This is a genomic window from Halobaculum saliterrae (assembly GCF_009831625.1).
Taxonomy (GTDB): Archaea; Halobacteriota; Halobacteria; order Halobacteriales; family Haloferacaceae; genus Halobaculum; species Halobaculum saliterrae.
This window is the reverse complement of sequence record NZ_WUUS01000004.1, coordinates 194,881-207,670: the sequence shown is the minus strand read 5'-3', so window position 1 is coordinate 207,670 and position 12,790 is coordinate 194,881. Positions and strand designations below refer to the sequence as shown.

The window sequence follows — 12,790 nt, the reverse complement described above, 5'->3', positions numbered from 1 at the left end:
CGCAGTCGTCAGCAGAGAGTCAGACTGCCAGTGTATTCCCGTTTAATCGGAGCCATTCGCGCCGGTCCTCGTAGTCAGGAACAAGCGCGCCCACTGTGTTCCAGAAGGAATCCGAATGTTCGTCGTGCGCCGAATGCGCTAACTCGTGCGCGATGACGTAATCTTGAATCCGGACAGGGGCCCGCACCAGTCGCCAGTTCAGACGCACCACGCCGTCATCGTACTCGCCCCACCGGCCCTCAATCTCGCTGACCTCCACGTCGACGTCATCCAGCCCCAGCCTCGATTCAAAATCGGTCGCGCGCTTCGGTAGCTCCGCTCTGGCCTGTTCGATGAACCAGTCAACTACTGCCTGACGCTTGCGGTGAACACTCACGCGATCACCGCCCCCATCGTACCGGTGCGTCCGGAGCGTGAACGTCTGTTCGTCGAACGAGAGTACGGGCTGAGAGACATCCGCCTCAACGACTTCCAGCGGGTACTGCCGCCCCCGATACTGGAGCTTCTCGCCAGTCAGGTACTCCTGCGGATACGGCGGACCCTCCTGCTCTTTCAGCCCGTAGAGTTTCTGAAGGATCCACTCCTGTCGTGACTCCAGCACGGCCTCGATATCATCGGAGGTAGCGGTCATGGGCGCCGTGACGGTCAGCTCCAACGATTCGTCGATCGAGAGCGACATCGTCTCACGGTCCTCCGACCAATCGACAGCATACGGTACGACCGTCTGCCCGATGTGGTGGTGGCGTTTCAATTGCTCGCTCATTGGTAGTGAGCTCGCGCCAGTTCGATGACGCGGTTCGTGAGCTCCCGGCGCTGGTCTCCAGACAGGTCGACACTGGACCGATAGAGGTCGCCAGTCACCTCCTTCCGCATCTTGTTCTGCAAGTGCGTACGCTCTTTCCACTCGACCTTCGTGACGAACCCCTCGACGGTCTCGACCAGTGTTCCCGTCAGTTCGACCACCTCCTCCTCTTCAGCGTCGTGGTCATCCAGGACGTCTTCAACAGCGTGGTAGAACGAGAGGTCGGTCTCGCCACGTAGTCCCTTGTTCCGGGCCTCCCTGTCGCGGGAGCGAATCTCGTCCATCAGCGCCCGGAGTTCCTCGATAGTCTCGCGCTCGCTGAGGCGGTCCTCGCGATACTCCTCGATGAGGTCCTCAAGCCGCTCCCGGAGTGACCCATACTGCACCGGATCCTCGTCGAATCGGACGTTGATCTCATGCTTGATGGCGTTCTGCATCTCACTCGCGCGGGCTTCGTCGCTTTCCAGGTCTTCAACTTTCGCGTCGTACTCGACCTCGTCCATGATCGAGACCGGTTCGTCGTTCAGGACCTCGATGCCGCGCGACGTGATGTGATCCTGAATCAGCTTCCGGACCTTTGCCCCCGCGCCTTCGAGGTTCATCGTCTCGTCGCGATAACGCTCCTTCGCAGTCCCGTAGATCGTGGAGAGCCGCTCAAGGTCTTCCAAGTATGGATTCGCCATTGGGTCGGGCAGGACTACGTCCATGAGCTTTGAGAAGCGCTTGAACGCGTTCTTGAACTCGATCCGGCGGTCATCAGGCTCTAGAGATTGGACACACTGCTCGACCTCGTCGAGGTCATCGAAGAACGAGATCGCTTTGCTGTGGGCCGCCTCAAGATCTGGCTGTTTGTCTTCGACGGGTACCATCGCCCGCTCGACGTCCTTCGAGCTGAACATCGCGAGTGCCTCCTTCAACTCGTCGGAGACGCCGTAGTAGTCGATGATGAGCCCGTGGGTCTTCTCCTCGAACGGTCGGTTCACGCGAGCGATCGCCTGCAACAGGCTGTGTTCCCGCAGTGGCTTGTCGAGATACATCACCTGCGCCACGGGGGCGTCAAACCCCGTCAGGAGCATGTCGCAGACGATGAGCAGCTCGACTTCACCGTTCGGATCGACGAACGACTCCTTGTACTGGCTCTTCTCGGAATCGCTCGGCGTCCACTTCTTGATGTGTTCGGGGTCGTTGTGTCCCTCGGAGACGACGACCCGAGACTCCGGCCCGTTCAGGCTATCGAGCGTCTCCTTGTACCGGATCGCCGCCTCCTTGCTGGTGGTGACAACCATGCCCTTGAACGGCGACGGGACGTCCTCCTCGTAGTGTTCGATGATGTCCAGCGCGACTCGGTCAATCCGCGGCTGGGCCTCGGCGAGGTCCTGCGTGCGGGCGTACCGGCTCTGGATCTCCGCCTTCTCCTCGTCTGTCTTGTTCGAGAAGATGCGATCGAACAGGCGGTCGAGCGTCTCGCCTTCGAGGTGGATGTCGGCGAGCCGCCCCTGGTACAGGATCTCTACGGTCGCGCCGTCCTCCAGCGACTGGTCGATGGTGTACGTGTCGATGTAGTTCCCGAACGTCCGGCGGGTGTTGCGCTCGTCCTTCTCGATGGGGGTGCCAGTGAACCCGACGTAAAACGCGTTCGGGAGCGCCGTCCGCATGTTGTTCGCAAGCTCCTTGTCCTGCGTCCGGTGGGCCTCGTCGGCCATCACGTAGATGTTCTCGTTGCGGGAGAGCACCGGGAAGTCGTCCTCGTCATCCGTTGTCTGGAACTTGTGGATCAGCGTCGTGATCGTCTCGCCCGCGTCGTAACCCAGTCGGTCACGGAGGTCCTCGATACTCTCGGCCTTCTTCGGATTCGGGAAGCCACACCGCTCGAACGTCGCGTGAATCTGGTCGTTGAGCGCGCGGCGGTCCGTGACCAGCAGGAGCGTCGGGTCGTCTTTGAGTCGGCGTAGCTTCAGTGCGAGGAACAGCATCGTGAGCGATTTGCCCGACCCCTGGGTGTGCCAGACGACACCGCCCTGCGCCTCGCGGCGACCGCGCTTGTCGATCCGTTCGAGCGCCTTCCGGACTGCCCGGTACTGCTGGTAGCGGGCGACCATCTTCACCGCACCGCTCTGCTTGTTCTCGAACACTGTGAAGTGCCGCAGTTGGTCGAGCAGGCGCTCGGGCTCGAACAGCGCATACAGCATCCGGTACTGATCAGGGAGGTAGCCGTCGAGATCGAACAGCTCGGCCAGCTCGTCGTCCTCAAGCGGGTAGGCGTCCCGCCACGGCTTGTACTGGTCCTTCGGAGTTCCGTAGGTACCCATGACCGCACCCTCCATCCAAGCAGCGACCGAGAACTGGTTGTACCGGAAGAGTTCTTCCGCGCCCTCCGACTCCCCGTCTCGCTCGTTCTGGTAGCGGGTGAGCTGATCGAGTGCTTCCGAGCGCGGCTCCGGAATCAGGGGACTCTTGCACTCGACAACGCAGAGCGGGATTCCGTTGACGAATAGCACGATGTCGGGCTTGACGACCTCGACCGGCCCCGCCACCCGGAACTGGTTGAGCGCAAAGAAGTCGTTGTTCTTTGGGTTTTCGTAGTCAATGTATTGGACGGTCTGATGTTGCTTCCCGTGGCCGCGGTCCTGCTCCACGGAGGTGTGGCGGACGAGCTTCTCGTGGATCTGCTCGTTCTCGTCCATCGTGCTCGTTCCGGCGACTTGCGTGATATCCCGGACGGCCTTGTTCAGATTGTTCTCGTTGATCCAGGGATTCAGGCGATCGACAGCGTCACGGAGGCGTGGTTCGAGTACAGCCGAGGATCCCGTATCGCGAGGGTCGATCCAAGTGGACTGTTGTTGATCGACGACCTCCCAGCCGAGCCGCTGGAGGGTTTCGAGTGCAGGCCGTTCAGACTCGGCGTACTCGTCGGGCATGGGACTAGTTGATGTTTACACGGGTCTTTCCAGTAAGAAGGTCCTGCATGAGCCCACGTTTAAGATCTTGAAGATTTTCTTTGTACCTTTTTTCGGCTTTTACCTCGGTATGCGCTGTTTCAAGAACATCAGCGATTTGTGTTTGAGTCTCACGCGGAGGTTTAGGAATTGTTATCGTCTCCATGTTTTTTCGGCTGATCCTCTGTCGCGTTGAACCGGTAGCCAGCGCTCCACCGACATCGCTCATCACTTTTGAATTCAGCAAGAATCTTAGATAGCGTTTGTCCCACGCCGACTCGTCTACTTTTGCGACGACGATATCTACAGCAGTGATAGATTTCTTTTCAAACTCCGGAACCTCAATTGTGCGGAGGACTGGGTCGGCGAGCCGTGAAATAAGGAGGTCTCCCTTTTCAACGAGTGTGCAGTTATTTTCCTGAAAGAATCCTTCAGAGACGAACTTATCGCATTCTCCCTTGAATTCTCCAATTCCAATATTCCCCAGTTGAATAAGTTGGTATGGACCGTCGGCAACCATATCATCACTCTCTACCCAGTCACCATCAACGAACGACTTCTCGCCGTCGTGCCCTACGTCGCCAAGTTTCGATACATCCCAACTCGAATCAATCCATACTGATTTCGGACCCATCTGGATTTCCTGTTGATCAGTTCCACTGCGACCGAGCAGGAGATCCTGTTTCAGTCCTGTGAGCAGTTCATCCCGCTTTTCGATTATTTCAGCTGTCTGTTGAATCTGCTCGTCAACTGTTGAGAGAATATCAGCGAGGTGGCGCTGTTCGGCAAGCGACGGAAGTGGAATATGTATTCCCCCCTCGAAAACGTCACTCGGCACCCGTTGACGACCCGTCGACCCCTCCATGAGAGAAATTGTTACTGCACGGAAATCCGGAAGGTTCGAAAGGTAGTATACGAACCGATCATCAGTTATGCCCTCTCGGGGGTGAAAAACCAGAAACTCGGTGGAACCGGAACCGAACTCCGTCTCCACCCCCTCGATGAGTGCGATTTTCCCGTTCTCGGTACAGGGCGTGATTTTCGGGTAGACGGTATCGCCGTTCGTGAACCACGTTGACGTACAGTCGTCCCTTTCGCGTTCCATCCAGTACTCGATTGTTTGCTTGTCCTCATCTACTGCGTCCATCGGGAGGAATGCAAATGACTCGCGATCGGGCTTGTCGTAGCTTGGATTCAGTTCAATGGCATCCTCGAACGCTACGTCCTCCCAGTCCTCCGGAATAATGAGGGTTCGAGGTCCCATCTTGACCCTTTTGCCCTCCTCACTATGCTTCGAGAGTTTAGACGATTCACTCATTAGTACTCCAACTCCTCCATGTACCGCTGCAATTCCTTGTTGGTCTTACGCCGCTGTTCAGCCAGTTTGTCGAGTTCCCGTAGCTTCTGGCTCACGTCGACCGGCTCTTGAGGTTCGGTTGTATCGATATACCGCGGCACGTTCAGGTTCCAGTCGTTCTCTTCGATCTCTTCCAGATCGACGAGCCGACTGTGGTGATCCTCCTTACGCCCAGTACGGAACGTCTCGGAGATGTACTCGACGCCCTCATCGGTCAGCTGGTTCTGGTTCGAGAGTTCTTTGAACACCTGCACGCTCGACTCGCGAAGCGTCTGGTCCTCGGCATAGATGAAGTGAACTTTCCCCTCGCGTTCCTCGGGCTTGTTCTTGTTCAGGATCAGGATGCAGCCGGGCGACGAAGTGTTGTAGAAGAGGTTCTCCGGAAGTGCGATCACGGCCTCAACGAGATCGTTCTCCAGAATCGGCTTGCGGATCTTCTTTTCCGAGCGCGAGCGGAACAGCACGCCATTGTCCATCACGACACCAGCCTTTCCAGTCTCGTTGAGCGACGCGATCATGAGCTGAATCCACGCCCAGTCACCACGGTTCGACGGCGGAAGCCCGTACGGGAAGCGGTTGTACGGTTCGTTGTCCTGCACCCAGTCCTTGTTCCACTCCTTCTGGTTCCACATCGGGTTCGCGATGACCCGGTCGAACACCTCCAGCTCGTCGTGCTTAGTGACGCGCTTCGGGTCGGTGATGGTGTCACCCTTCTCGACCTTGGCGTCGTATAGTTCGTGGAGCAGGACGTTCATCTGGCCGATGGCCCACGTATTCAGGTTCTTCTCCTGACCATACAGCGAGATGTCTTCCATGTCGCCGCCCAACTCACGGATGTGCTCGGCGGAGTAGATGAGCATCCCGCCGGAGCCACAGCAGGGGTCGTAGACACGATGGCCCGGTTCCGGGTTGACGCACTTGACGATCAGTCGGACGACCTCACGCGGCGTGTAGAACTCGCCGCCTTTCTTCCCGGCGTCGTCGGCGAACTCGCGAATGAGGTACTCGTAGGCCCGTCCGAAGATGTCGGGATCTTCGAGATCCTCGTTCCGATAGCGGTGCTTCGAGAAGTGCGAGACGAGATCGGATAGCAGTGAATCGGGCAACCGCTCTTTGTCGTTGAAATCGACTGTGGTGAGCACGCGGTCGGCGATCGGGTCGTTCTCGTCTTCGACCGCCGCGAGCGCCTTGTTCAGCGCCGCGCCGACGTCCGTCTCCTGTGCCTTGATGTGGTCCCAGCGGGCGCGCTCCGGGATCCAGAACTCCTCGTGGAGGTCCCGGTCGTCCCTGGCCGTCTCAACGTCGATCCCGAGTTCCTCAGCGACTTCTTCTGTCTCCTCCTCGAAGCGGTCGTTGGCGCGCTTGAGGAAGAGCAGCCCGAAGATGTAGTTCTTGTAGTCGGCCGAGTCGATGCTCCCGCGCAGCTTGTCTGCGGCTGCCCACAGATGGTTTTCGAGTATATCGAGAGTGAGTAGATCCGGCTCCGTTCCAGGCAGCGTCGCCTGGTCTTGTTCAGCCATAGGACAGCGATACCCTTCCGATGTAATAACACCAGCGTCGGAGATCCGCTGACGGCGAGCCAACGATACAGACCCCTGCAAGAAAGACGATGGTGGCGAAGTGGGAGCGAGGACGTCGCTACGTTATCGACTGTCCATTACTCGACCAGTCGATACGGTTCCTGTCTTCGGATTTCTCGACTTTCCCCTCGCTAACCCACTCGACGAGAATATCTGCTGCGCGGTGACGCGCTACCCCGATTTCCTCTGCTTTGTCGAGGACATCGACAACTAATACTCCCTGCTTGTACTTTTCACGTTTCGCGCGACTCATTATCGCACTCCAGACGACGATTGAAGCGAGTGGCTCCGGGAATCGCTGCCTGTCGGTCATGGCCACCACCCGACTTGACGGTTGCACTCAGGACAGCCCAAGCGAAGTGCGGGGTCGGCGGACTCGTATCCGCAGATCTCACACCGCCAGACCAGTCTGGTACCATTCGAGATCAGAAAGGCATGCGGCCCGGTCACTCGTGGGTCGGTGCCGCGATTCATCGCCGGTACACCTCTGTCGGCTTCGGTGTGGTTCGTGCCACATACTACTTAGATCAACCCACAGACGAGGGGCCCCCTTGCTGCTCAACAACAGTCAACAGATGAAGGATGCTAAAGCGCCGCTGTATAGTCCCGGGCGGATTCGAACCGCCGTCGAAGGCTCCAAAGGCCCTCATGATTGGCCACTACACCACGGGACTGCGCGTTCGGCCGTACTGGACCGACGTACAATAGGATTGCCTTCCGCACTGGTCGGACCGACCCCATCGTTCCCGGCCACCGGTCACGCCCGTCGAATGTCGAACCCGTCGCAGTCGGGGCACTGCTGCCTGTTCGCCTCGAATCCGCGCCCACACCCCCCGCACTCGAAATCGGGATCGTCGGCGCCCGCCCCCACGAGCGACTTGATCCGATCGGTCACACCAGCACCCATGTGGGACCCGTCTACCGAGGGGAAACGGGTAACTCTGGCGGGTGGTTGCGACGGGCCGCTCTTCGAACAGAACGACGACGATACCCGGTCAGTCGGCCGGGTTCTCCGACTCGACCTCCGCGAGGTACTTGCAGGCGTCCGTCTCGGCGTCGAAGCAGTCCGGACACTCCGAGGAGCGGTCGATGATGGTGTCGAGGCGCTCGGCGACGGTGTCGTCGATGACCGCCTCCAGCGAGCGCGCCTCCGCGCGGAACTCCTCGACCTCGAGCACGTTCGCGAGGAACCGCTCGATGATGCAGTAGTTCGACAGCGCCTCGCGGGCCCGAACGATCCCCTCGTCGGTGAGCGAGACGCCCTTGTACTTCTCGTGTTCGGCGAGGTCGCGCTCCTCGAGTTTGCCGATCATCTCGTTGGCGGAGGCGGGGCTCACGTCGAGCGCGTCCGCGACCGCGCCCGTCGAGGCGGGGCCGTCCTCCGTCTCCTGAACGAGGTAGATGGCCTTCAGATACTGGTCTGCCGTGTTCATCGTTATCGACGCTCCATGATCGCCGTTACCTCCTCGACGCCCTCCTCCTCCTCCGCGCGGATCCCCCGGAGCGTGTCGAGCACCCGGTCGCGGTCGACGGAGAACGTCGAGTCGCTCCCCTCGATCGCCTCGATGAGGTCGTCGTAGAACTTGTACGCGGTCTCCTCGTTACACAGCTGGTCGTACAGCACGCCGTCGAAGTCCTCGGGCTTCGTGTTGCCGTACTGCGCTTCGACGAGCGCCTCGATCTCCTCGTAGGAGACGGACTCGGCGTCGAGTTCGCCGATGAGGTCCTCGAGCCGGTCGCGGTGGTCGGCCGACTCCTCGGCCGCGTGGCGCAACAGCGCCCCGAGCTCGGCGTCGACGTCGTTGTCCATCTCGCGGTGGTGCTGAGTCGATCGGGCCTCCACGACCTCCTCGAGCACCACGCCGATCTGGAGGAGCCGGGCGAGCTGGTGGTCGGAGGTGACCCGCTGTCCGACGCTCACGGCCGACCACCCGTCCGCACGACGGCGAGGAATCGGTCGCCGACCTGTTCCACGGTCATCGCTTGGGCGTCGGAGGACGGCGACCGTAAGCCTTCCCCTCCCCGTCCCCCGGCGCCGCCGACGGAACCGGGGGCGCCGACCGTCCCGACGCCGAACGCTCAAGCCGGCCGGGGTCCAACGCCCGCCGATGGCAGCCCCGAGCGACGCGCCGTCGGCGAGGACGTCCCCCGCCAGCGACCGCCGCGATCGGCTGGCTCTCGCGCTCGTCGTGTACGCCGTGTTGCTCGGGCAGACCCTCGTGTACCCCGGAGTCGACCTGCTCACCGCCGAGTTCGGCGGGAGCGGCGTCGCCGGTCCGACGCTGTTCCTCGCCGTCGAGTTCGCCGCCTTCGCGCTGTTCGCCGGCCCATGGGGCGCCCTTTCGGACCGGCTCGGCGAGCGGCGGCGGCTCGTCGCCCTCGCGGCCGGCGGCGGCGCGATCGGCTATCTCGCGCTCGCGGTCGTCGCCAGCGGCGGCGGCGACGGCGGATCCCGGTTCCCCGTGGCGTTGCTGCTTCGGGGGGTCCAGGGCGCGATGACCGTCGGCGCGCTCTCGCTCGCGATATCGGCGCTCGCCGACCGATCCGGCGGCAACGGACGGAACATGGGCGTCGCCGGCATCGCGATCGGGCTCGGGACCGCCAGCGGCGCACCCATCGGCGGCCAGCTGTTCGAGGTCGGCGCGACCGTCCCGCTGTACGCCGCCGCGGGGCTGCTCGCCGTCGCCGCGGCGGGATCGCTCACGATCCCCGACCGACCGCCGGAGGCGACGGGGGCGACGCCAAACGGGACCGATTCCGGGGGCGACGCCGATGGCGGCCACGGCGGACTGGGGGCGTTGCTGGCGGGAGTGCGCGACCGACGCGAGCTCGCCGTCCCGTACGCGTTCGCGTTCGCCGACCGCCTCGTCGCCGGCTTCTTCGCGCTCGTCGGGACCCTGTACTTCCGTGAGGCGTTCGGGCTCGGTCCGGGCGCGACGGGCCTGCTGCTTGCGGCGTTCTTCGCGCCGTTCGCGCTGCTGCAGTACCCGTTCGGCCTCCTCTCGGACCGGATCGGCCGCGTGGTCCCCGTCGCCGCCGGGTCGGCCGTCTTCGGCCTCGCGGTGATCGCTGTCGGCTTCGCGCCGTCGGTGCCGGCGGTCGCCGCGACGATGGTCGTCGTGGGCGTGCTCGGCGCGCTGATGGCGCCGGCGACGCTCGCGCTCGTCGTCGACCTCGGGGGCGAGGACGGCCGCGGCGCCGCAGTCGCGGGGTTCAACGCCGCCGGCAGCCTCGGCTTCCTCGCGGGGTCGCTGGTCGGCGGCGCCGTCGCCGCCGAGTTCGGCTTCACCGCCGCGTTCGTCGTCGCCGGCGGCAGCGAGTTCCTCCTCGCGGTGGTGACGCTGCCGGCGCTGGTCCGACTGGGTCGACAGAGCGGACGGACGGCCGTGTTCGGCGGCGGCGACTGAACCGGGCGGTGACCCAGCGGCGGAGCGACCGGCTCAGGCGACGACTGCGTCGGACGACGACTGCGGCCGACGCCGGCGCTCGGCGGACAAGGCTGATGCACGAGGCCGTCGACCGCCCACGCAACAATGTCAGACCGCGAGTACGACGTCGTCCTCTGGGGTGCCACCGGGTTCACCGGCCGACTCGTCGCCGAGTACCTCGCCGACCGCTACGGTGCGAGCGATCTCGAGTGGGCGCTGGCCGGACGCAGCGAGAAGCGACTCGCCGGCGTCCGCGACGAGTTGGCCGCCCGCGACGACGCGCTCGCATCGCTCGATCTCCTCACGGGCGACGCGTTCGACCGCGAGAGCCTCGATCGGATCGCGGCGCGCACCGCGGTGGTCTGCACGACCGTCGGCCCCTATGCGAGATACGGCTCCGATCTCGTCGCCGCCTGCGTCGAACACGGGACGAACTACTGCGACCTCTCGGGCGAGGTCCACTGGATGCGCCGGACGATCGACGAACACCACGAGCGGGCCCGCGAGACCGGCGCGCGGATCGTCCACGGCTGCGGCTTCGACTCGGTGCCGAGCGACCTCGGCACGCTCCTCCTCCAGACGCACGCCGAGGAGGAGTTCGGAACGCCCTGCGACGAGGTGCGTGGGCTCGTCTCGATACGCGGCGGCGCCCTCAGCGGCGGGACGATCGCGAGCATGGTCGAACTGTACGAGACCGCGACCGAGGACCGCGAGGTCCGTCGACTCCTCGCCGACCCGCGCGCGCTCGACCCGCCGGAGAGCCGCGACGCACCGGCCGAGCGGCCGCAACGTGGGGTGCGTCGCGACCGCGACGCCGACACCTGGACCGCGCCCTTCGTCATGGCCCGGATCAACGAGCCGGTCGTCAGTCGCTCGAACGCCCTCCTCGACTACCCCTGGGGCCACACCTTCCGCTACGGCGAGGCGCTACGGACGGGCGACGGGGTCGGTGGCCTCGCCCGCGCCGGCGCGCTCGCCGCCGGTCAGGGGCTGCTCGCGGGCGCCCTCTCGGTCGGTCCCGTCCGCGAGGCGCTCGACCGTTACGTCCTCCCCGACTCCGGCGACGGTCCCGACGAGGCGACCATCGAGGGGAGCTCCTTCGAGGTTCGTCTCCGGGGAACGGGCGCCTCGGACCACCATCCCGGCGGCTTCGCCGTCGAGGTGACCGTCCGCGGCGACCGCGATCCCGGATACGGCTCGACCTGCCGGATGCTCGGTGAGTCGGCCGTGTGTCTCGCCAGGGGCGAGGTCGACTCCCCCCACGACGGCGGCGTGTTGACCCCCGCGTCCGGGATCGGCCTCCCGTTGGTCGAGCGACTGGAGGGGACGGGCGTCTCCTTCGAGGTGGAGACGGTCGAACGCGGGGACTGAGACGGACGACGCGGTCGCTCGCGAGTGGGCGGCGGGACGGAGAAACGCGGGAGTTCGAAACCGGGAGTCGCGGGTCGTGAACGCCTCAGTCGAGGCGCTCGACGATCAGCTCGTCGATGTCCTCGCGGAGCTCGTCGACCTCGACCTCCTCGAGGACGGGCACGAAGAAGCCCTCCACGAGCATGTTGCGCGCGGTGGTCTCCGGGATGGACCGGGAGGTCATGTAGAACAGGTCCTCCGCGTCCACCTGCCCGACCGTCGCCGAGTGCGACGCCTCGGTGTCGTGGTTGTGAATGATGAGCTTCGGCGAGGCGTCGGCCTCCGACTCGTCGCTCAACATCAGCGTGTTCTCGCGCTGGTAGGAGCTGGTGTCCCACGCGTCGCGGCCGACGTCCTGAACGCCCTCGTACACCGAGCGCGCCTCGTCGTCGAGGACACCGCGGGTCACCAGGTCCGCGGTGGTGTGCTCGCCGTTGTGCCACACGCGGGCGTTGATGTCGAAGTGCTGGTCGTCGTGGCCGAAGAACGCGCCGACGATCTTCGTCTCCGAGGAGTCGCCGTTCAGCTCCGTCTCGATGTCCGAGCGGGTGAGCCGGGAGCCGATGTTCCCCTCGATCCAGTCGATCGTGGCGTACCTGTTCGCGTCGCCGCGCTTCAGCGTGAAGTCGTACACGTCCTCGTCGAGGTCCTGCAGCGAGCCGTACTGGACGTACGCGTTCTCGCCCGTGACGATCTCCACGAGGTTGCTGAAGTAGCGGTCGCCGTCGACCGCGGAGCCGTTGGAGATCCGCTCGAGGATCGTCGCGGAGGCGTTGTCCTCGGCGACGACGAGCGTGTGACTGAACAGCGAGGTGCTGTTCATCTCGGCGCGCACCTTCACGTCCTCGGCGTCGACGCCCTCGGGGACGTAGATGACCGTCCCCGTGGTGAACAGCGCCGTCGACAGCGCGGTGAGGTAGTTCGTCTGCGGGTCGGTGACCGAGCCGAAGTGCTCCTCCAGCAGCTCGGGGTGCTCGTCGAGCGCGGTCTCGAAGTCGAGGACCTCCGCGCCCTCCGCCGAGACGCGCTCGGTCTCGTCGCGCTGGTCGAGGGGGTCGACGATCGACTCGTAGTCGAGGCCCTCGAGGTTCGTCCAGCGCCGGCCGGGCGTCTCGATGACGCTCGGCATCTCCAGCTCGTCCAGCGCCGACAGCGCCTCGAGGCGCGTCTGGAGGAGCCAGTCCGGTTCGTCGCGCTCCTCGGAGATGGTTCGCACCGTCTCCTCGGAGATGCTTGCGGGTAGCTGTGTGCTCATTGTGTGTGGTGAATGGATGGTG

At 63.7% G+C, this 12,790-nt stretch carries 10 protein-coding genes and 1 tRNA gene; 2 read left to right on the top strand and 9 right to left on the bottom strand.

All coding sequences use genetic code 11. The features are described 5' to 3' along the window. Positions 1 to 19: 19 nt before the first annotated feature. The 8 genes from GRX01_RS07805 to GRX01_RS07770 all read right to left on the bottom strand — a co-directional run bounded on the left by GRX01_RS07805 (position 20) and on the right by GRX01_RS07770 (position 8,596). Complete coding sequence (locus GRX01_RS07805) at positions 20 to 763, bottom strand: M48 family metallopeptidase (RefSeq protein ID WP_159665238.1); 744 nt, start codon at positions 761 to 763, stop codon at positions 20 to 22. Further along, the gene (locus GRX01_RS07800; RefSeq protein WP_159665236.1) at positions 760 to 3,720 is read right to left on the bottom strand and encodes a type I restriction endonuclease subunit R; all 2,961 of its coding nucleotides are present in this window, start codon (positions 3,718 to 3,720) and stop codon (positions 760 to 762) included. Before GRX01_RS07800 ends, GRX01_RS07805 begins: the two co-directional genes overlap by 4 nt. 4 nt (positions 3,721 to 3,724) lie before the next feature. Further along, complete coding sequence (locus GRX01_RS07795; protein ID WP_159665234.1) at positions 3,725 to 5,056, bottom strand: restriction endonuclease subunit S; 1,332 nt, start codon at positions 5,054 to 5,056, stop codon at positions 3,725 to 3,727. Continuing rightward, positions 5,056 to 6,615 carry a type I restriction-modification system subunit M gene (locus GRX01_RS07790; protein WP_159665232.1) on the bottom strand — a complete coding sequence of 520 codons (1,560 nt, stop codon included), beginning with the start codon at positions 6,613 to 6,615 and terminating at the stop codon, positions 5,056 to 5,058. The genes GRX01_RS07795 and GRX01_RS07790 overlap by 1 nt, the downstream gene beginning before the upstream one ends. A gap of 118 nt (positions 6,616 to 6,733) precedes the next feature. Continuing rightward, a complete protein-coding gene (locus GRX01_RS07785) occupies positions 6,734 to 6,988 on the bottom strand; it encodes a hypothetical protein (protein ID WP_159665230.1) in 255 nt (84 codons plus the stop codon). 288 nt (positions 6,989 to 7,276) lie between these two features. Beyond that, positions 7,277 to 7,349: transfer RNA gene (locus tag GRX01_RS07780), tRNA-Gln, on the bottom strand. Between the two features lie 321 nt (positions 7,350 to 7,670). After that, complete coding sequence (locus tag GRX01_RS07775) at positions 7,671 to 8,108, bottom strand: metal-dependent transcriptional regulator (RefSeq protein ID WP_159665228.1); 438 nt, start codon at positions 8,106 to 8,108, stop codon at positions 7,671 to 7,673. A 2-nt stretch (positions 8,109 to 8,110) separates the two neighbouring features. Next, positions 8,111 to 8,596 carry a ferritin-like domain-containing protein gene (locus GRX01_RS07770; RefSeq protein ID WP_321167965.1) on the bottom strand — a complete coding sequence of 162 codons (486 nt, stop codon included), beginning with the start codon at positions 8,594 to 8,596 and terminating at the stop codon, positions 8,111 to 8,113. 187 nt (positions 8,597 to 8,783) lie between these two features. Here GRX01_RS07770 and GRX01_RS07765 point away from each other — a divergent pair, with 187 nt between their 5' ends. Both GRX01_RS07765 and GRX01_RS07760 read left to right on the top strand, forming a co-directional pair. After that, positions 8,784 to 10,082 (top strand): MFS transporter, encoded by a 1,299-nt coding sequence (locus tag GRX01_RS07765; RefSeq protein ID WP_159665226.1) that lies wholly within the window; start codon positions 8,784 to 8,786, stop codon positions 10,080 to 10,082. 126 nt (positions 10,083 to 10,208) lie between these two features. Continuing rightward, complete coding sequence (locus GRX01_RS07760; RefSeq protein WP_159665224.1) at positions 10,209 to 11,474, top strand: saccharopine dehydrogenase family protein; 1,266 nt, start codon at positions 10,209 to 10,211, stop codon at positions 11,472 to 11,474. An 85-nt stretch (positions 11,475 to 11,559) separates the two neighbouring features. Here GRX01_RS07760 and sufD read toward each other — a convergent pair whose 3' ends face one another. Next, the gene (sufD, locus tag GRX01_RS07755; RefSeq protein ID WP_159665222.1) at positions 11,560 to 12,768 is read right to left on the bottom strand and encodes a Fe-S cluster assembly protein SufD; all 1,209 of its coding nucleotides are present in this window, start codon (positions 12,766 to 12,768) and stop codon (positions 11,560 to 11,562) included. Positions 12,769 to 12,790: the final 22 nt, after the last annotated feature.

Excerpts from the sequence above, each read along its gene's own strand:
- GRX01_RS07805 (WP_159665238.1), bottom strand. The coding sequence starts at position 763 with ATGAGCGAGCAATTGAAACGCCACCACCACATCGGGCAGACGGTCGTA.
- GRX01_RS07800 (WP_159665236.1), bottom strand. The coding sequence starts at position 3,720 with ATGCCCGACGAGTACGCCGAGTCTGAACGGCCTGCACTCGAAACCCTC.
- GRX01_RS07795 (WP_159665234.1), bottom strand. The coding sequence starts at position 5,056 with ATGAGTGAATCGTCTAAACTCTCGAAGCATAGTGAGGAGGGCAAAAGG.
- GRX01_RS07790 (WP_159665232.1), bottom strand. The coding sequence starts at position 6,615 with ATGGCTGAACAAGACCAGGCGACGCTGCCTGGAACGGAGCCGGATCTA.
- GRX01_RS07785 (WP_159665230.1), bottom strand. The coding sequence starts at position 6,988 with ATGACCGACAGGCAGCGATTCCCGGAGCCACTCGCTTCAATCGTCGTC.
- GRX01_RS07775 (WP_159665228.1), bottom strand. The coding sequence starts at position 8,108 with ATGAACACGGCAGACCAGTATCTGAAGGCCATCTACCTCGTTCAGGAG.
- GRX01_RS07765 (WP_159665226.1), top strand. The coding sequence starts at position 8,784 with ATGGCAGCCCCGAGCGACGCGCCGTCGGCGAGGACGTCCCCCGCCAGC.
- GRX01_RS07760 (WP_159665224.1), top strand. The coding sequence starts at position 10,209 with ATGTCAGACCGCGAGTACGACGTCGTCCTCTGGGGTGCCACCGGGTTC.
- sufD (WP_159665222.1), bottom strand. The coding sequence starts at position 12,768 with ATGAGCACACAGCTACCCGCAAGCATCTCCGAGGAGACGGTGCGAACC.